A 17,526-nucleotide genomic window follows, 5' to 3' on the forward strand; every position below is an offset into this window, starting at 1 on the left:
TTTTCAGACGGCCTTTTTATTTCAAATCAAACAATTAAAATCAAGCCAACGGCGCAAGCAGTTTCTCAAACGCTTCTTCAAACTGTTTCAAACCGTCTTCCTGCAAACGGGTGGCCAAGGCTTCCAAGTCCACGCCCAGTTTGGCGGCTTCGGCCAGCTGCGCCAAGGCTTCGTCAATGCCTTCGGTCAGGGTGGTTTTGGCGGTACCGTGGTCGATAAAGGCTTTCAAGGTGGCGTCGGGTACGGTGTTGACGGTATCGGCACCAATCAGGCTGTCCACATACAAGGTATCGGGGTAGGCCGGATTTTTCACGCCGGTAGAGGCCCATAGGAGTTGCACGCGGTTGGCGCCTTTGGCGGCCAGCTCTTTGAATCCGGCGTTATCGAAAAATTCCTGCCAGTCTTGGTAGGCGGCTTTGGCCAGCGCGATGGCGATTTTGCCTTTAAGCTGTTCCGGCAGAGTCGCGTCCAACGCGGCGTCAATGCGGGAAATAAAGAAGCTGGCCACTACGTGGATATTATCCACCGGCAAACCGGCGGCCACGCGTTTGGCAATGCCGCGCTGGTAGGCAGCATAGGCTTTCAGGGTTTGGGTACGGGAAAACAGCAGGGTCAGGTTGATGGAGAGGCCGTCTGAAACCAATTGCTCCAGCGCTTCTATGCCGGCATCGGTGGTCGGCACTTTAATCATCACGTTTTTACGGCCGATGGCTTCGCGCAGGCGTTTGGCTTCGGCAACCGTACCGGCGGCGTCTTTGGATAACTCGGGGGACACTTCGAGGCTGACGAAACCGGTTTTGCCGCCGCTGGCTTCGTGTTCGCCCAAGCAAACGTCGCAGGCGGCCTGTACGTCGGCAATGGCCATGGTTTCGTAGCGTTGTTTCGGGGTCAGATCTTGCTGTTTCAAAGCAGCCACTTCATCGGCGTACAGCGCGTCGCCGGCAAAGGCTTTTTGGAAAATGGCGGGGTTGGAGGTCACGCCGCACACGCCCTGCTTGAGCATATCGGCCAATTCGCCGCTCTGCACCAGCGAGCGCGACAAATTATCCAGCCAGATTTGTTGTCCTAATGCTTTAACGTCCGATAAAATAGTCATCTCTGTCGATCCTTGTGATGTTCGTGTTTGATGGAAGTTAATACTACCCCGAAACGCTGTGTTTGAACAGCTATCATACGCATAGCTATCTTGCCGAAACGGAACCCTTATGAGCGATACCGCATCTTATCTGAACTGGGCACGCGAGGTGCTGCACACCGAGGCCGACGCGCTGCGCGAAGTGGCCGCCGAACTGGACGGCGATTTTGTCCGCGCCGCCGAAACGCTGTTATATTGCCAAGGCCGCGTGGTAATTACCGGCATGGGCAAATCGGGGCACATCGGCCGCAAAATCGCGGCAACCATGGCCTCCACCGGCACACCGGCGTTTTTCGTGCACCCCGCCGAAGCTGCCCACGGTGATTTGGGCATGATTGTTGACGGCGACGTGGTGATGGCCATTTCCAATTCGGGCGAGAGCGATGAAATTTTGGCGATTATCCCCGCGCTCAAACGCAAAAACATTACCCTGATTTGCATTACCGCCCGCCCCGATTCCAGCATGGCGCAACATGCCGACATCCACATCACCGCTTCGGTGTCGCACGAAGCCTGTCCGCTCGGTCTCGCGCCGACCTCCAGCACCACGGCGGTAATGGCGTTGGGCGACGCGCTGGCGGTGGTCTTGCTGCGCGCGCGCCAGTTTACCCCCGACGATTTCGCCCTCAGCCATCCCGCCGGCAGCCTGGGCAAACGCCTTTTGCTGCGCGTGGCCGATATTATGCACAGCGGCGACGCGCTGCCCACCGTGGTCAGCGGCACTTTATTGAAAGAAGCGATTGTCTTGATGAGCGAAAAAGGCTTGGGCATGTTGGCCGTCACCGATCATAAAGGCCGTCTGAAAGGCGTGTTCACCGACGGCGATTTGCGCCGCCTCTTTCAACAACGTGACAGCTTTACCGGCCTGACCGTCGACGACATCATGCACCTCGAGCCGAAAACCATCGCCGCCAACAAGCTCGCCACCGAAGCGCTCAAACACATGCAGGAAAACCATGTCAACGGCCTGCTGGTTACGGATTCAGACGGCCTCGTCATCGGCGCGCTGAATATGCATGATTTGCTGATGGCAAGGATTGTTTAATTGTTGGGTTTGCAACCCAAGTTACACCGTATCAAATTTTACATTTTCAGACGGCCTTTTCCCGCGCCCGTGTTAAAATGCCGTCTGAAAAAAGGATGCCCTATGCAAGCCCTATCCCCCGAATTACAGGCGAAAGCCGCCAAAATCAAGCTGCTGGTTCTCGATGTGGACGGCGTTTTGACCGACGGCCGCATTTTTATCCGCGACAACGGCGAGGAGGTCAAATCCTTCCATACGCTCGACGGCCACGGCTTGAAAATGCTGCAACAAAGCGGCGTTCAGACGGCCATCATTACCGGCCGCGACGCACCCTCGGTCGGGCTGCGCGTGAAGCAGCTCGGAATCAACTATTATTTCAAAGGCATACACGACAAACGTGCCGCTTATGCCGAACTGCGTGCGCAAGCCGGTGTCGAAGAACACGAATGCGCCTTTGTCGGCGACGATGTGGTCGATTTGCCCGTGATGGTGCGCTGCGGCCTGCCCGTGGCCGTGCCCGAGGCGCATTGGTTTACGCGGCAGCATGCGGTGTATATTACGCAACGCTCGGCGGGCAAAGGCGCTGTGCGCGAGGTGTGCGATGTGATTATGCAGGCTCAAGGTACGCTTGAGGCTGCCCTGCAAGAGTATGTCAAATGAAACTGCAACTGCATTTGCGACAAGGCTTGGTGTTCCCGCTGATTCTGGCGGTGGCGCTGGGCGGCCTGGCCTCGTGGCTGGGGCGTATCAGCGAAATCCAAACCGAAGAAGTCAAGCTCAATCCTTATGAGCCGCAATATTCGATGGAGGGTATCGACGGCCGCCATTTCGATACCACCGGCTTTTTGAAGGAACACCTGACCGCCGTGCGCGCGTGGCAGCTGCCCGACAGCAAAGACGTGCATTTGGCGACGCCCGAGCTGAAAGTGTATCAGGAAAGCAAGCAGCTCTACCAGGTCAACAGCAAAGAAGCCACTTACAACACCGACAACAAGCAGGTATTATTTGAAGAAAAAGTCGTCATGACCAAAGCCGCCGAAGCCGACCGTCCCGAGGGGGTTGTCCGCACCGACAAGCTGCATGTCGATACTGAAACGCGCTATGCCCAAACCGACGCGCCCGTTACCTTTCAATACGGCCAGTCGCACGGCTCGTCCGTGGGCATGACTTACGACCACGAAAAAGGCCTGCTCAACCTCCCTTCCCGCGTGAAAGCCACCATTTATGATGTCAAAAACCTTTAAAATTTCCGCCCTCGTGCTGGCCTTTGCCGCCGCGCCTGCCTTTGCCCTGCAAAGCGACAACAGCCAGCCGATTCAGATTGAAGCCGACCAAGGCTCGCTCGATCAGGCCAACCAAACCACCACGTTCAGCGGCAACGTCATCATCAAGCAGGGTACGATTCATATCAATGCCAACACCGTAACCGTTACCCGCAACGACAAAGGCGAGCAGACTATGCGCGCCAACGGCTCGCCCGTGCGCTTCAGCCAAACGCTGGACGACAACAAAGGCATTGTGAAAGGACACGGCAACCAAGTGGATTACGCCTCCGCCACCAATACCATCATCCTTACCGGCAACGCCCGCGTAGAGCGCGGCGGCGATGTCGCCGAGGGTGCGGTGATTACCTACAACACCCGTACCGAAATCTACACCATCGCCGGCAGCAGCAAAACCGGCGGCACCAAGTCCGCCGCCAAATCCGGCCGCGTCAGCGTGGTGATTCAGCCGAGCACCACCAAATCCGGCAGCAAATCCAAATAAATAACCTTAGCGCAAAGCCATCTCTTATGACTGAACAAACCAGCCGCCTTGTCGTCAACGCCCTGCAAAAGAGCTTCAAAAAACGCCAAGTCGTCAAAAATTTCTCTTTGGAAATCCAAAGCGGCGAAGTGGTCGGCCTGTTGGGGCCCAACGGCGCGGGCAAAACCACCAGTTTCTACATGATTGTCGGCCTGATTGCCGCCGACGCGGGCAGCATTCTGCTCGACGGGCAAGAGCTGCGCCACCAGCCGATACACGAACGCGCCCGCCTCGGTATCGGCTACCTGCCGCAGGAAGCCTCGATTTTCCGCAAAATGACGGTAGAGCAAAACATCCGCGCCATTCTGGAAATCCGCCTCAAAGACAAGGCGCAGATTGACAGCGAAGTGGAAAAACTGCTGGCCGATTTGAACATCGAACGCCTGCGCCACAATCCCGCGCCGTCGTTATCGGGGGGCGAACGCCGCCGCGTGGAAATCGCCCGCGTATTGGCCGTCAAACCGCGTTTTATCCTGCTGGACGAGCCGTTTGCCGGCGTCGATCCGATTGCCGTGATTGATATTCAGAAAATCATCGAGTTCCTCAAATCACGCGGTATCGGCGTATTGATTACCGACCACAACGTGCGCGAAACCCTCAGCATTTGCGACCACGCCTACATCATCAACGACGGCGAAGTCTTGGCCTCGGGCAAACCGGCCGAGCTAGTGGAAAACGAAAAAGTGCGCCAAGTGTATTTGGGCGAACACTTCAAATATTGATTTTGCTTAAAATCCGTTTGATTCAGGCTGTCTGAAATAGTCATCCGCAGTATTTTGTGGTAAGTTTATTTTCAGACGGCCTGATTGCCGTTTCCCGTTCCCTAATTTCACTTCCGATTATCCTTGCCCCATGACCCCAAACTTCGGTTTAAAACTCAAACAAACCCAGCAGCTCAACCAGCGCTTGCAGCAATCCCTACGCGTGTTGCAGCTGTCGGGTATCGAGTTGGAACGCGAAGTGGAAGACTGGCTGCAAGAAAATCCCCTGCTCGAGCGTCCCGAAAGTGACGAGTTTGCCGAACCGCTGGCCGAGTCCCACCTTTCCGCCGCGCCGTCGCAAACACATCAAATCAGCGGTAGCGAAACCGAAGAGGCTTGGCTGAATCTGGCCGAAGAGCAGGATTTTTACCAATACCTGCATGCCCAAGTGTGCGAACATCCCCTCTCATCACGCGAAGCCGAGCTGGTACACTTGCTTATTGATTGTTTGGACGAGCAGGGCTACCTGACCGACAGCCCTGCCGATATTCTCGAACACACGCCCTTGGCTTGGATGTTAGACGAAGAAGACGTCCGCCAAGCCATCGACGCGCTGCAAGCCTTCGATCCGGCGGGCGTGGCGGCAACGGATTTGACCGAATCGCTGCTGCTGCAACTTATGCGCCTGCCCACCTCTCCCGCTCGGCAGCTGGCGGCGCGGTTGGTAAGCGACGCCTTACCCGAATTAGGCAAAAACCGCGCTCAAAACGTGCGCCATTTTCATAAGCAGTATCCGCAATACGGCGAGGACGCCGTTCAGACGGCCTTGGAAATGGTGGCCGCGCTCAATCCTTATCCCGCCAACGGCTTTGCCGCCGCCGAGCCGACCGCCTATGTGCAGCCCGATGTGTGGGTCAAAGAAACCGCCCACGGCTGGGCAGTCAGCAGCAACAAAGCGGCCTGGCCGCATATCCGACTCAATCAGGAATACTGCGATTTATTCAAAGAAACCGACGACGTTTCCCCCGAATGGAAAACCAAACTGGCCGAAGCGCGTCAGAAAATCGACAGTTTGGCGCTGCGCAAGCACACAGTAATCCGCTTGGCCGAATACATCGTTGAACACCAAGCCGATTTTTTCACTTTCGGCGAAATCGGCCTGACCCCCATGCTGCTCAAAGACGCCGCCGCCGCTCTAGACGTGGCAGAAAGCACAATTTCAAGAGCCGCCAACCAAAAATATTTAGCTTGCCCGCGCGGATTATTTGCGTTACGCTATTTCTTCACACAGGCAGTCAGTGCCGACGCCGATAATGAAGGCATCAGCCAAAGCGCAGTCAAAGCCATGCTCGGCCAACTGATTGAACACGAGAACAGCAGCAAACCCTATTCCGACGAAGCATTGGTGCGGCTCTTGCAGCAGCAGGGCGTTGAAATCGCCCGCCGCACCGTTGCCAAATACCGCGAATCGCTCGGCCTTCCGCCCGCCCACCAACGCAAACGGGGCGGATAGGTCGGAGAAAGTAAATTCTGATACAAGGCGGCAAGCCGCAGACAGTACAGGTAGTACGACAAGGCGAGCCAACGCCGTAGCAGAAATTAATTTCTCCGACCGGCCTGAATTTTCGTCCGTTCCCAACGGATTTACTCAACCGAAGGAGCTGTATCATGAACCTGAAAATTACCGGTCTGAATTTTGACGTTACCGAAGCCATCAAAGACTACATCAATAAAAAATTGGAGCGGATCAACCGTCATGCCGACAATCTGATTTCGGTCACCGTGACCCTTTCGGTGGAAAAAGTCAATCAGAAAGCCGAAGCCGACGCGCATTTGGCCGGTAAGGATTTGCACGTCGAAGCCGTCGAGCAGGACATGTACGCCGCCATTGACGTATTGATGGACAAACTGGATCGCGCGATTGTGAAACACAAAGAAAAATCCGGCGATGTGCGCGGTGCGAAACCGGGCGTAACCGAAGAATAATCTGCTCGATTCATGAGTATAACAAACAAAGGCCGTCTGAAAATCAGTTTTCAGACGGCCTTTGCTTTCACATCCCGCTCAATCCAATGCGCCTAAAAAATCATCCACTTTCTGCTGATAGCTTTTCAACAGTTTGGCCGAGGCCTCAAACTGCGCCGCTTCTTCCTCGTCCAAGCGTTTGTTAATCACGCGCACCGCGCCTTGGCGGTTAATCACCGCCGGCACGCCGATATACACGTTTTCCTGCCCGAATTCACCATTGAGCAAGGCCGATACCGGCAACACCACGCTCTGGTTGTGCAAAATCGCTTTGGAAATACGGCTTAAGGCCATGCCGATACCGTAGCTGGTCGAGCCTTTGGCTTCGATGATTTCATAGGCGGCATTGCGCACGGTATTGTAGATTTTTTCCATCCGCGCCTTGCCCTGCTCATTCTGCTCCAAAATCTCTTTTAGCGGCACGCCCGCAATGGTGGCCGAACTCCACACCGCAATCACACTGTCGCCGTGTTCGCCCATCATCATCGCGTCCACACTCCACGAAGCGACGTCAAACTCATTGCCCAAGCACACGCAGAAACGGGCGGAATCCAAAATTGTACCCGAGCCGATAACGCGCTCTTTGGGCAGACCGGAGAAACGCCAAGTGGCATACGACAACACATCCACCGGATTGGTTGCCACCAAGAAAATGCCGTCAAAGCCCGAATTCATCACCGCCGTAACGATGGAATGGAATACTCGCAGATTGTTGTCAATCAAATCCAAGCGCGTTTCGCCCGAACGCTGCGGCACGCCAGCGCAAATGCAGACAATATCCGCATCGGCGCAATCGGTGTAATCGCCGACATAAATCTGCGCAGGCGTTGGCGCATACGGCATACCGTGGCGCAAATCACGCGCTTCCCCTTCCGCCCGTTTTCGGTTCAAATCAATCAAAACCAGCTCGTCGCAATGGCCTTGGTTGAGCATGGAATAGGCATAGCTGATACCGACCGCGCCGACCCCGATTAACACGACTTTATTACCGACTTTCCTAGACATTTCTTCTCATCCTTTCCTATTTGAATAAAAAAATTTTCTTTCTTCATTATAGAAGAATGTAGCGGATACCGTCAGACGCAATTTGGCCATTAATCTTTTTTAACCCTCTGCCTACCGTCGGTCGCCGACGCATAAAGATAAGAACCTGTATTCATAAGATTGATAGATGGATTTTTGTTGAATAATCATACGAATACAAGGCGGACTTTTATACCAATAGTGGACTATTGACATAAAAGTCCAACGCAGTAGGCGTATGATTAGGCAATAAAAAGCCGCTATCAAGATTGTGAATACAGGTTCTAAGTTAATGCCGTCTGAAAAAAGCGAGCATCTCTGTTAGAATAGGCGCTGTATTAGCAGCGCATGCTTGATTTTTCTGCCTGTCAGCCCGATGTAGCCATCAAATCATCCAACCACACCATCTTTATCGAGAACAACAATGAACCTTTCCGCCATTCAAACCGCGCTCGAAGCGGTTGAAATCCCCCTGACCCGCCGCACAGTCGGCAGCGAAAAAGCCGTGCAAGCGCTTGAAGAGCTTTCAGACGGCCTGCACATCAAACTGCAATTTGCTTTCCCCGTTCACCATATCGGCGCAGAATTGGCCAACCGCATTCAGGAAGCCGTCATCGCGCAAACCGGCGACACACCGATTCACTTGAGCATTGATACCGTGATTGGCACGCATAAAGTGCAACCCGGCGTCGCCACCATCAAAGGCGTGAAAAACATCATCGCCGTTGCCTCAGGCAAAGGCGGCGTGGGCAAATCCACCACCACCGCCAATCTCGCCACCGCGATGGCGCGTATGGGCGCACGCGTGGGCGTACTCGATGCCGACCTCTACGGCCCGAGCCAGCCGACCATGCTGGGCGTGGCCGACGGCAAGCCCGACCAAAAAGACCATAAATTGGTACCGGTTCAAGCCGACAGCGGCATTCAGGTGATGTCTATCGGCTTTTTGGTGGACACCGACCAAGCCGTGGTTTGGCGCGGCCCGATGTTGAGCCAGGCGCTGCAACAATTACTGTTCCAAAGCGAATGGAACGACGTGGATTACCTCTTCATCGACCTGCCGCCGGGCACGGGCGACATCCAGCTGACCCTGTCGCAAAAAATCCCCGTTACCGGCTCAGTAGTCGTCACCACGCCGCAAGACATCGCCCTGATTGACGCGCGTAAAGCCGTGGACATGTTCCAAAAAGTGAACATCCCGATTTTCGGCGTATTGGAAAACATGTCGGTACACATCTGCTCAAATTGCGGCCACGCCGAAGCGATTTTCGGCACGGAAGGCGGCAAACATTTGGCCGAACGCCTCAACGTACCGCTCTTGGGTCAACTGCCGCTGTCGCTGCCCGTGCGCGAGGCGATGGACAACGGCACTGCGCTGCAACTGTTCGACACCAACCCCGCCATCGCGGACATCTACACCCAAGCCGCGTTCCAAGTGGCGCTGGCGGTCGCGGACAAAGGCAAAGACTTTAGCAGCCGCTTCCCGAAAATCGTGGTGGAGTAAACGCCGAATAAACGCAATGCCGTCTGAAAATCATCAGATTTTCAGACGGCATTTTTGATAAAGAATTTACTGTTTGCGCCCACTTCTTAAAGACCGCATACGACACCAAGCCAAACAAAAACGCCGTTGACTTTCGTCAACGGCGTTTCCGGTTATCTGGTGGGTCGTGAGCGATTCGAACGCTCGACCAACGAATTAAAAGTCCGCTGCTCTACCAGCTGAGCTAACGACCCGATAAGCTGCGTATTATAGGCGACACTTTATGGGCTGTCAATACTTGAGCGCAATTTTCTTGCCGTCTGAAAATCAATTTCAGACGGCCTGATTCTGATTCCGCACCGTTTATGCCAACTTTTCGCCTATGCTTAAAATCGTCCACTTGCCGTTTTCATACTGCAGACGAGTCACGCTGACGTTTTCCACGCTTTGATACAGCGTATCCTGCGGCGCGATGGTTTTCAGAATGGTGGTGACGACCATGCCGTGCGACACCAGCAGCACGCGGCCGTCGGCAGGCGACAAGTCGGCCACAGTTTGGAAACCTTTTTTCAGACGGCCGACAAACTGCGCTTCACTCTCCGCCCAGCTGTAAGGGTCAAGCTCGTGGATACTCTCGGCAATCAGATGATGGTCGACATCGCGGTAGGCGGCCATCAGCGCGGGAACATCGGCATAGCCGCGTTTTTCGGCAATTTGCTCGTATAACTTGGCCTGATTCGCGCCTTCCAAACCGCCGAAATTGTATTCGCGCACGTCTTCCACCACTTGCAAGGGCAAATCTGCGCCCTGCCCTTGGTTGTTCAAAATCAGCTTGGCGGTTTGGTAAGCGCGCGGGCTGCCGCTGCAAAAGGCGGCGTCGAAACGGATTTTGCCGTTCAATACTTTGCCCAAATTTTCCGCAGCGGCAATGCCTTCGGGCAGCAGCGGCGAATCGCTCCAGCCTTGGGTGCGGCCGGTAATGTTGAAAACAGTTTTGCCGTGGCGCACCAGATAGATTTCTAAAGCCATGCGTTTGCTCCTTGTTGTTTGAAAGATTTTCAGACGGCCATCTGAGTGAATCATCGGATAAATTTTCTATCCGGCCGTTATTTTCCGTATTGTTCGCCCACGCTTAAAATCCGCCAAGCGCCGTTGTCGTATTGCAAACGTGAAACGCTGGCGTTGGGCACGCTCTGATACAGGGTAGATTGCGGGTCTATGCTTTTCAAGATACCGGTAATCGACATGCCGTGCGACACCAGCAACACGCGGCCTTCGGCAGGCGAGTGTTCGGCGATGGCAGCCATGCCTTTTTTCAGACGGCCGATAAACTGCGATTCGTTTTCCGCCAAACCGAGCGTATCCAAGCGGCTGACGCTTTCGGCCAGCAAATGCCGGTCGGCGTGGCGGTAGGCTTCCAGCCAAGCGGCGGCGTCGGGATAACCGCGCTCTTGGGCAATCAGGCTGTGCAGGTTTTTCACCCGTTCGCCTTCAAATCCGCCGAAACAGTATTCGCGCACTTCTTCCACTACTTGCAGGAGTAAGTCATTCTGCCCCTGATGTTGCAAAATCAGTTGCGCCGTTTGGTAAGCGCGTGGACTGACGCTGCAAAAGGCAGCGTCAAAACGGATATTGCCGTTTAAAGCCTTGCCCAAATTTTCCGCCACGGCCTTGCCTTCTGCCGTCAGCGGCGAATCGCTCCAACCTTGCAGGCGGCCGGTGGTATTGAACACGGTTTTGCCGTGGCGTACTAAATAGACCTCTAAGGCCATTTCGCTTTCCTATTTTGTCGTTTTCAGATGGCCTAAATATAACCTGTTCATCTGTTGAAAACAAGAAAACCCTGCGGTAAGCAGGGTTTTCTTGAAAAGATGGCAATATTATTTAGCCGCCGTTTTTCAGGATTTTACGGATGGCGGCCAACTGACGGCGGCTGACCACCAAAGGCTGCTCCACATCCAAGACTTTAGCGCCCCAAGTGGCATTGCTTTCGTCTTCTTCGGTATCCAAGCGAATCAAGCAATCTAAAGTATGGCGGAAAACCAAGGCATTGCGGTGGATACGGATAACCTTATCGCCCAAAATCTCTTCCCAATACACCAGCGTTTTCGGTAATTCATAGCTTTGCCCATCGCCAGTAAATAACAATACGGTTTTATGCTCTGCCAACAAATAGCGCACTTGCTGCCAAGGAATTTCAACCATGCGGTTGCGGTTGAACACCTTAAAGTGGGTAAAATCGTCCGCTTTTTCATGGAATTTTTCGCTGACCCGATCCAAAGCCGCCTGCAAGCGGGTAATTTTAATCGGTTTGAGCAGATAATCCACCGCCGCCAGTTCAAACGCTTTAAGCGCATACTCTTCATATGCGGTGGTAAAAATAATCTCCGGCTGGCGTTTGGCCACACGTTTGATGCGGTCAACCAGCTCCAAACCGGTAATTTCCGGCAGACCGATGTCCACGAAGACAATATCGGCTTCGTGCATGCTCAACCAATCCAACGCGGGCTGGGCATGGTGAAACGTTTTCAACAACACGACATTGCAGTCTTCCAGTAAAACCCGTAAGCGCTCTGCTGCTAGCACTTCATCTTCAACAATAATGGCACTTGGCATATTTTTGCTTTTCTTTATTTTTATGGTTAATCGTAACCGGATTATCCCCGGCCGTCTGAATACGGCTGCAACCTTACGCTGCGGCCGTTGCGCCGCCGACATACTGCCGCACCACAGGCCTGCTTCCCCGCTTGACCCGCTTGCTTGTCCGCTTGCGCCACATTCAATGATAGCGTTCGAAAATATACATTAATTTCTTATCTTTTGGTTCAAAAAAATAGAAATCTAACCTTCAATGACAAAGTTTAATAAAATCTGCCTCCCCGATTGAATAAATTGCAACATGATTGCCCATCCCGCCACTACTCCGTGGCGATGGCCTGCTTGGGCACTCGGCTGATGTCCCAATTTTGCACCGCCCACGCCAGCAGCGCCTGCGGCTTGTCGGTCGGCGGCGCACTCGGCAGATTCAGATAAGCCATGACCTGCCGCAGCAAATCCGCACGACGGCCTAATTCTAATGCAGGCGCCAGCGTTTGTTTAGACCATTTTTGTCCGACTCGGTTCGTTAACAAAGGCAAATGGGCGTAATGCGGTGTAGCCGCCCCCAAACATTCTTGCAGGTAAATCTGGCGCGGTGTGGAAACCAACAAATCCTGCCCGCGCACGATATGCGTAATGCCCTGCTCCGCGTCGTCCGCCACCACCGCCAGCTGATAAGCCCAATAGCCGTCGGCACGCAGCAGCACAAAATCGCCGATGTCGTGCGCCAGATTTTGCGCGTAATGCCCGACGATTTCATCCTCAAAAGCAATGGTTTTATCCGGCACGCGCACGCGCCAAGCCGGGGCTTTGCCGTTTTCCGACGGCCTGTCGGCGGGAATGCGGCAGCGGCCGTTATACACAAAACCGTCCGCGCCCAGCGCGGCGGTGGCCTGCCAGTCTTTGCGGCTGCAATAGCAGGGATAGACCAAATCTTGTTTTTTCAGACGGCCTAAGGCTTCGGCGTAAAGCTCATGGCGGCGGCTCTGATACGCCACTTCGCCGTCCCACTCAAAGCCGAACGCCTCCAGCGTGCGCAAAATATCGTCCGCCGCCCCCGCCATTTCGCGCGGCGGGTCAAGGTCTTCCATGCGCACCAGCCAGCGCCCGCCGTGGGCACGTGCGTCGGCATAAGAGGCCACGGCGGTCAGCAGCGAGCCGATATGCAAAAGCCCCGTGGGGCTGGGGGCAAAACGTCCAGTGTATTGTGTCATGGTGTGTATCGGGGATAAAAGGCCGTCTGAAAACCGCCATTATCAACCATAAAAACCGCCGCAAGCAATGCTATAATGGCCGTCTGAAAATCTTATTATCCGCCCCACCATGCCCGTTGATTTTACCCGCCCCGTTTTAGCCATCGACACCAGCACCTCCTACCTCTCGCTCGCCTTGCGTGCGGGCGGCGAGACGCTGTTGCGCCACCAAGAAGCCGGCACCAAACAATCCGATCTAATTCTGCCGACCATCCGCGAGCTGTTGGCCGAAGCCGGTATCGGCGCCGCCGACCTTGCCGCCATCGTTTATGCGCAAGGCCCGGGCGCGTTTACCGGACTGCGTATCGGCACGGGTGTGGCGCAGGGCTTGGCCACGCCGTTTGACACGCCCTTAATCGGCATTCCCTGTCTGGTTGCGGCAGCCTATCTTTGTCCCGACCGACATTGCGTATTGGCCGCCACCGACGCGCGCATGGGCGAAGTGTTTTACGCTTGGTTCGACACCGCCGCCCACCGCCGCTTGAGCGCGTACCAAGTCGGCAAAGCAGCGGAAATTGCCTTGCCCGAACACGCCGTTTTTTCAGACGGCATCGGCAACGCCTTTGCCCTCGCCGACAAGCCGCCGTTTGACGGCAGCCCCGCCATGCCGACGGCGGCGGATTATCTGAACTTGGCCGCAAGCGGCCGCTATCCCTCCACCGACGCGGCACATGCCGAATTGCTGTATGTACGCGACAAAGTCGCCCTGACCGCCAAAGAGCAGGCCGAACGGAAAGCACCGCGATGAATATCCGCGCCGCCACCGCCGCCGACTGCGCCGCCCTTGCCGCGCTGGATGCGCAATGCAACCCCTCGCCGTGGTCGGCCACACAATTTGCCGCCGCGCTTGACGGCCGTTTCGACACCGTTTTACTGGCCGAACGCGACGGTGGCTTGGCCGGTTTGATTGTGTGGCAGACGGTGTGCGGCGAATCCGAGCTGCACCTGATTGCCACCGCGCCCGCGCAACGCCGCCAAGGAATCGCCGCGCAGCTCATGGCGCAATGGTTTCAGACGGCCTTGGAAGTCGGCTGCACGCGCCTGTTTTTAGAAGTGCGCGACAACAATACCGCCGCACAAACACTATACCGCCGCTACGGTTTTCAAGAATGCGGACGGCGCAAGGGCTATTACCCGCTGCCGGAAGGCGCAAGGGAAGATGCGGTGTTGATGGAGCGCGTTTTGTAGGGTGGGTCTTGACCCACCATTTTATCGATTTCACTCATTTCGGTGGGTTAACACCCACCCTACGTTACGATACCCGACACGGAGAAGCCATGTTAAGCAGCCGCTATCTGCACCTGCACGAAGCCTTGGGGCTGGGCCCGATGTGGCTGAACCGCGAAGCCGTGTTCAGGCCGTCTGAAAAATCTGCCGTTGCGCCGCAAGTATCGGCCACACCCGCCGCGCCGACTGCCGCCGTCAAACCCGTGGCGCAAGCGGTGCAGGCCGCCGCACAGCCCTCTGCCGCGCGTTTGGCCGCCATCAACGCCTTGAAAACGCCGAAAGCAGCGGCAGCCCGTACCGTGCCGGACAATCGCGCGCCCGATACTGCGCCGCAGGCGCGTACTGCTGCCGAACCTCATGCCGCCGCCGTTCCCGCCGATTTTTCAGACGGCCTTGCCGCTCCTTTGCACAGCGTCGTTATGCCTTCTGAAATCATGGTCATCAGCATTTGCCCCGCCACCGAAGACAGCCTGAACGGGCAGCTTTTCTGCGGCAGTGTCGGCGTATTGCTCGACAATATACTGGCCTCCGTCGGTCTGACCCCGCAGCAGGCGCACAAGACCTGCTGGGTGAAAACCCCGCCCGTGTTCAAAAACACGCCCGACGCGGCGCAAATGCAGGCCGCGCTGCCGCAGCTGCTGGCCGAACGCGAACAATCCGCCGCCAAAGCGGTATTGTTTTTGGGACAGATTTTCGAGCAGGAGGCGCAGGCGGATTTGATGGCGCAACTGTGCGGCGGCCTGCCGTATTTCGTCATCCCCCACCCCGCCCGCCTGCTGCGCCAACCGCAGCTCAAAGCGCAGGCGTGGGCGGAATTGAAGAAATTAAAACGGCTGCTGGCAAGTCAGGCCGTCTGAAAAAATTGGCGTGGTGCTCAAGCGCAGCAACAGCCAACCGCGTAGGTTGGGATGAAATCCCAACAGAAACTCAGGCCGATACAGGGTTTCTAACCCAATCCTCATGGCTGTAACCGATGGCTCTTGAGTTACGCAAAGCAAATGTCAAAGGCCGTCTGAAATTCGTTTTCAGGCGGCCTTTTGCGTGCAATACATTTATCCTTCCTTCCAGCCCTTGCTGCGCACAATTTCCAATGTCTGCGCCACAGTCGGGCGTTTCAGGCTGTCTTTGCGCCAAAACACCGACACCGAGCCGAGCGCCGACAGTTGGATATTCAGAATCGCCGCCAGCCCGAAATGCTACCAGCGCTGCGCCGTGCGTGCGGAGGCAATGCTGATAAAGTCGGTCTGTTCCAGCAGGTTGACATTGAAGTTGGCGGAATTGCTTTCGATGTGGTCGGGCGGCAGGCTTTTGCGGGCGTGCAGCAGCGAGGCTTCCAGCTCCTGCCGGATGGGGGTATTCGGCGGCCACACCAGCCAACGGTATTGGTAGAGCTGCTTCCAGCTGACTTTTGCTTCCTTCGCCAGCGGATGATGTGTGCCGGCGATAAAGTGCAGCGGCTCGATGTAAACGGTTTCGTGACCGATATTTTCGGGCAGCAGGCGGTGGGTGGAACGGCCGATAATCATGTCCAAACTGCCGTTTTGCAGCTTCGCCAGCAGCTCGTCCATGGTGCTTTCCAGCAAGAGAATCTGACAATCGGTCAGCTCGGCCACGACTTCCGGCGCGGTATTGGTGGTCGTCGCGCCGGAGCAGCCGATACGCACTAGGCCGCTGCCGTGCTGCTTACGCGCCTTCATGTCGTCTCGGGTCAAATCCAAGTAATTCAACAGCTCGCGGGCGTGTTTGACCAACACTTCGCCGTGCGCAGTCGGCTTCAGGCCGCGCGCGTGGCGCTCAAACAGCGGCAGACCGATGTCGTCTTCCAATTCTTTCAACCAGCGCGAAATGCCCGGCTGGGTCATGTTTAAATCAGCAGCGGTTTGGCTGATATTGCCGTTTTCCGCCAGTGCCAACACAATCTCCAAATGGCGCAAACGCACGCGCCGTGTCCAATCACTCACCAGTTATATCCTTTTTGGTATGCTTCATAAAAAATTATTATTTTTCATATCATAGTCACTTTGGCATATTACAGCAATGTAGTCGGATGTAGTTATTTGAAAATTAGACCGATTTAAGGAGAGATGCCATGTCTTTGGAAACACAACGTCAAGAATATTATCAACACCTCGCCGCCAACCACTTGTCCCCGCTGTGGCTGTCGCTGCACAACTTGGTGGTGGAACACCCAAAACCGACCATCATCCCCGCCATTTGGAAATACGACGAGCTGCGCCCGTATGTGATGGAAGCGGGTACGCTGATTACCGCCGAAGAAGCGGTGCGCCGCGTGTTGGTGTTGGAAAATCCGTCGCTGCCGGGCAAATCCAGCGTGACCCAATCGCTGTATGCCGGTATCCAGCTGATTCTGCCGGGCGAAATCGCCCCGAGCCACCGCCACACCCAATCGGCGCTGCGCTTCGTATTGGAAGGCAAAGGCGCATGGACGGCGGTTAACGGCGAGCGCACCACCATGCACCCGGGCGACTTCATCATCACCCCGTCTTGGAACTGGCACGACCACGGCAACCCGACCGTGGCCGACGGCGGCGAACCGGTGGTTTGGCTCGACGGCTTGGATATTCCGCTTTTGGTGGCTTTGGATGCCGGTTTTGCGGAAAAACACGCGGAAAAAGAGCAGGAAATCTTCAAACACGAAGGCGAAAGTTTTGCCCGTTTCGGCTACAACATGACGCCGGTGCGCCACAAAGCAACCAACCCGACTTCGCCGATTTTCTGCTACCCGTATGACCGCTACCGCGAAGCGCTCGACAAACTCTACCGTTTCGAGCGTTTGGACGAATACGACGGCGTGAAAATGCGCTACGTCAACCCGACCACCGGCGGCTGGGCGATGCCGACCATCGGCACTTTCCTGCAATACCTGCCAGCCGGTTTCAAGGGCAAAACCTACCGCAGCTCCGACTCCACCGTTTACACCGCCGTCGAAGGCCACGGCACCGCCTATATCGGCGATTCGGTGTTCAAATTCTCACCACGCGACATCTTCGTCGCCCCGTCTTGGTATCCGGTACGTTTGGAAGCGGACAACGGCGAAGACGTGGTGCTGTTCAGCTACTCTGACCGTCCTGTATTGGAAGCGCTGGGGCTGCTGCGCGAATCACGCGAATAAAGGCCGTCTGAAAAATTTTATTTTAATGTAGCAACTGTGTTGCCAACCCGTCGGTCAGTAACATCAAACACGGTTAATTATGCACATTGCAGGCCGTCTGACTTCAGGTAATCCCTTA

The 17,526-nt window shown here is 55.5% G+C and carries 19 protein-coding genes and 1 tRNA gene; 12 read left to right on the forward strand and 8 right to left on the reverse strand.

Features of this window, described 5'->3' with window-relative positions:
• Positions 1 to 40: 40 nt before the first annotated feature.
• Entirely contained in the window at positions 41 to 1,096 is a 1,056-nt protein-coding gene (tal, locus tag J2T37_RS08545; RefSeq protein WP_253355176.1) for a transaldolase, read from the reverse strand.
• Positions 1,097 to 1,205: 109 nt separating this feature from the next.
• Between tal and J2T37_RS08550 the strand changes: the two genes are divergently transcribed.
• The 7 genes from J2T37_RS08550 to hpf all read left to right on the forward strand — a co-directional run bounded on the left by J2T37_RS08550 (position 1,206) and on the right by hpf (position 6,652).
• On the forward strand, positions 1,206 to 2,180 hold the full coding sequence (locus J2T37_RS08550; protein WP_253355177.1) for a KpsF/GutQ family sugar-phosphate isomerase: 975 nt from the start codon (positions 1,206 to 1,208) through the stop codon (positions 2,178 to 2,180).
• A gap of 102 nt (positions 2,181 to 2,282) precedes the next feature.
• Positions 2,283 to 2,819, forward strand: coding sequence for a KdsC family phosphatase (locus tag J2T37_RS08555; RefSeq protein ID WP_253355178.1), 537 nt, complete (start codon positions 2,283 to 2,285; stop codon positions 2,817 to 2,819).
• A 2-nt stretch (positions 2,820 to 2,821) separates the two neighbouring features.
• The gene (gene lptC, locus J2T37_RS08560; protein WP_253355195.1) at positions 2,822 to 3,403 is read left to right on the forward strand and encodes an LPS export ABC transporter periplasmic protein LptC; all 582 of its coding nucleotides are present in this window, start codon (positions 2,822 to 2,824) and stop codon (positions 3,401 to 3,403) included.
• On the forward strand, positions 3,384 to 3,926 hold the full coding sequence (gene lptA, locus J2T37_RS08565; protein WP_253355179.1) for a lipopolysaccharide transport periplasmic protein LptA: 543 nt from the start codon (positions 3,384 to 3,386) through the stop codon (positions 3,924 to 3,926). The genes lptC and lptA overlap by 20 nt, the downstream gene beginning before the upstream one ends.
• Positions 3,927 to 3,952: 26 nt before the next feature.
• Positions 3,953 to 4,687 (forward strand): LPS export ABC transporter ATP-binding protein, encoded by a 735-nt coding sequence (gene lptB, locus J2T37_RS08570; RefSeq protein WP_253355180.1) that lies wholly within the window; start codon positions 3,953 to 3,955, stop codon positions 4,685 to 4,687.
• Between the two features lie 130 nt (positions 4,688 to 4,817).
• Positions 4,818 to 6,179: an RNA polymerase factor sigma-54 gene (gene rpoN, locus J2T37_RS08575; protein ID WP_253355181.1), complete on the forward strand. Its 1,362-nt coding sequence runs from the start codon at positions 4,818 to 4,820 to the stop codon at positions 6,177 to 6,179.
• Between the two features lie 155 nt (positions 6,180 to 6,334).
• Entirely contained in the window at positions 6,335 to 6,652 is a 318-nt protein-coding gene (gene hpf / locus J2T37_RS08580) for a ribosome hibernation-promoting factor, HPF/YfiA family (protein WP_253355182.1), read from the forward strand.
• Positions 6,653 to 6,730: 78 nt separating this feature from the next.
• Here hpf and J2T37_RS08585 read toward each other — a convergent pair whose 3' ends face one another.
• Positions 6,731 to 7,696, reverse strand: a complete 966-nt coding sequence (locus J2T37_RS08585) for an L-lactate dehydrogenase (protein ID WP_253355183.1) — start codon at positions 7,694 to 7,696, stop codon at positions 6,731 to 6,733.
• Positions 7,697 to 8,138: 442 nt separating this feature from the next.
• Here J2T37_RS08585 and apbC point away from each other — a divergent pair, with 442 nt between their 5' ends.
• A complete protein-coding gene (gene apbC / locus J2T37_RS08590) occupies positions 8,139 to 9,218 on the forward strand; it encodes an iron-sulfur cluster carrier protein ApbC (protein WP_253355184.1) in 1,080 nt (359 codons plus the stop codon).
• A 157-nt stretch (positions 9,219 to 9,375) separates the two neighbouring features.
• On the opposite strand, the gene J2T37_RS08595 is transcribed toward apbC, so the two are convergent.
• The 5 genes from J2T37_RS08595 to gluQRS form a co-directional block, all read right to left on the reverse strand.
• A tRNA-Lys gene (locus J2T37_RS08595) sits at positions 9,376 to 9,451 on the reverse strand.
• A gap of 109 nt (positions 9,452 to 9,560) precedes the next feature.
• Positions 9,561 to 10,226 carry a histidine phosphatase family protein gene (locus J2T37_RS08600; protein WP_253355185.1) on the reverse strand — a complete coding sequence of 222 codons (666 nt, stop codon included), beginning with the start codon at positions 10,224 to 10,226 and terminating at the stop codon, positions 9,561 to 9,563.
• Positions 10,227 to 10,303: 77 nt separating this feature from the next.
• Entirely contained in the window at positions 10,304 to 10,969 is a 666-nt protein-coding gene (locus J2T37_RS08605; RefSeq protein ID WP_253355186.1) for a histidine phosphatase family protein, read from the reverse strand.
• A gap of 112 nt (positions 10,970 to 11,081) precedes the next feature.
• On the reverse strand, positions 11,082 to 11,813 hold the full coding sequence (locus J2T37_RS08610) for a LytR/AlgR family response regulator transcription factor (protein ID WP_253355187.1): 732 nt from the start codon (positions 11,811 to 11,813) through the stop codon (positions 11,082 to 11,084).
• Positions 11,814 to 12,115: 302 nt separating this feature from the next.
• On the reverse strand, positions 12,116 to 13,009 hold the full coding sequence (gene gluQRS / locus J2T37_RS08615; RefSeq protein WP_253355188.1) for a tRNA glutamyl-Q(34) synthetase GluQRS: 894 nt from the start codon (positions 13,007 to 13,009) through the stop codon (positions 12,116 to 12,118).
• A 109-nt stretch (positions 13,010 to 13,118) separates the two neighbouring features.
• Here gluQRS and tsaB point away from each other — a divergent pair, with 109 nt between their 5' ends.
• The 3 genes from tsaB to J2T37_RS08630 all read left to right on the forward strand — a co-directional run bounded on the left by tsaB (position 13,119) and on the right by J2T37_RS08630 (position 15,132).
• Entirely contained in the window at positions 13,119 to 13,796 is a 678-nt protein-coding gene (gene tsaB, locus J2T37_RS08620; protein WP_253355189.1) for a tRNA (adenosine(37)-N6)-threonylcarbamoyltransferase complex dimerization subunit type 1 TsaB, read from the forward strand.
• Positions 13,793 to 14,236, forward strand: coding sequence for a ribosomal protein S18-alanine N-acetyltransferase (gene rimI / locus J2T37_RS08625; RefSeq protein WP_253355190.1), 444 nt, complete (start codon positions 13,793 to 13,795; stop codon positions 14,234 to 14,236). Before tsaB ends, rimI begins: the two co-directional genes overlap by 4 nt.
• An 89-nt stretch (positions 14,237 to 14,325) precedes the next feature.
• Complete coding sequence (locus J2T37_RS08630; RefSeq protein ID WP_253355191.1) at positions 14,326 to 15,132, forward strand: uracil-DNA glycosylase family protein; 807 nt, start codon at positions 14,326 to 14,328, stop codon at positions 15,130 to 15,132.
• 339 nt (positions 15,133 to 15,471) lie between these two features.
• Here J2T37_RS08630 and J2T37_RS08635 read toward each other — a convergent pair whose 3' ends face one another.
• The gene (locus J2T37_RS08635) at positions 15,472 to 16,236 is read right to left on the reverse strand and encodes a LysR family transcriptional regulator (protein ID WP_253355192.1); all 765 of its coding nucleotides are present in this window, start codon (positions 16,234 to 16,236) and stop codon (positions 15,472 to 15,474) included.
• A gap of 128 nt (positions 16,237 to 16,364) precedes the next feature.
• Here J2T37_RS08635 and gtdA point away from each other — a divergent pair, with 128 nt between their 5' ends.
• A complete protein-coding gene (gtdA, locus tag J2T37_RS08640; protein WP_253355193.1) occupies positions 16,365 to 17,408 on the forward strand; it encodes a gentisate 1,2-dioxygenase in 1,044 nt (347 codons plus the stop codon).
• Positions 17,409 to 17,526 lie beyond the last annotated feature (118 nt).

The organism is Neisseria perflava, from assembly GCF_024170405.1.
GTDB lineage: Bacteria > Pseudomonadota > Gammaproteobacteria > Burkholderiales > Neisseriaceae > Neisseria > Neisseria perflava_B.

Coding starts and splice junctions, on each gene's coding strand:
- J2T37_RS08610 (WP_253355187.1), bottom strand. CDS start 11,813: ATGCCAAGTGCCATTATTGTTGAAGATGAAGTGCTAGCAGCAGAGCGC.
- rpoN (WP_253355181.1), top strand. CDS start 4,818: ATGACCCCAAACTTCGGTTTAAAACTCAAACAAACCCAGCAGCTCAAC.
- J2T37_RS08605 (WP_253355186.1), bottom strand. CDS start 10,969: ATGGCCTTAGAGGTCTATTTAGTACGCCACGGCAAAACCGTGTTCAAT.
- apbC (WP_253355184.1), top strand. CDS start 8,139: ATGAACCTTTCCGCCATTCAAACCGCGCTCGAAGCGGTTGAAATCCCC.
- lptB (WP_253355180.1), top strand. CDS start 3,953: ATGACTGAACAAACCAGCCGCCTTGTCGTCAACGCCCTGCAAAAGAGC.
- gtdA (WP_253355193.1), top strand. CDS start 16,365: ATGTCTTTGGAAACACAACGTCAAGAATATTATCAACACCTCGCCGCC.
- rimI (WP_253355190.1), top strand. CDS start 13,793: ATGAATATCCGCGCCGCCACCGCCGCCGACTGCGCCGCCCTTGCCGCG.
- J2T37_RS08555 (WP_253355178.1), top strand. CDS start 2,283: ATGCAAGCCCTATCCCCCGAATTACAGGCGAAAGCCGCCAAAATCAAG.
- tsaB (WP_253355189.1), top strand. CDS start 13,119: ATGCCCGTTGATTTTACCCGCCCCGTTTTAGCCATCGACACCAGCACC.
- J2T37_RS08600 (WP_253355185.1), bottom strand. CDS start 10,226: ATGGCTTTAGAAATCTATCTGGTGCGCCACGGCAAAACTGTTTTCAAC.
- hpf (WP_253355182.1), top strand. CDS start 6,335: ATGAACCTGAAAATTACCGGTCTGAATTTTGACGTTACCGAAGCCATC.
- J2T37_RS08630 (WP_253355191.1), top strand. CDS start 14,326: ATGTTAAGCAGCCGCTATCTGCACCTGCACGAAGCCTTGGGGCTGGGC.
- gluQRS (WP_253355188.1), bottom strand. CDS start 13,009: ATGACACAATACACTGGACGTTTTGCCCCCAGCCCCACGGGGCTTTTG.
- lptA (WP_253355179.1), top strand. CDS start 3,384: ATGATGTCAAAAACCTTTAAAATTTCCGCCCTCGTGCTGGCCTTTGCC.
- J2T37_RS08585 (WP_253355183.1), bottom strand. CDS start 7,696: ATGTCTAGGAAAGTCGGTAATAAAGTCGTGTTAATCGGGGTCGGCGCG.
- J2T37_RS08550 (WP_253355177.1), top strand. CDS start 1,206: ATGAGCGATACCGCATCTTATCTGAACTGGGCACGCGAGGTGCTGCAC.
- tal (WP_253355176.1), bottom strand. CDS start 1,096: ATGACTATTTTATCGGACGTTAAAGCATTAGGACAACAAATCTGGCTG.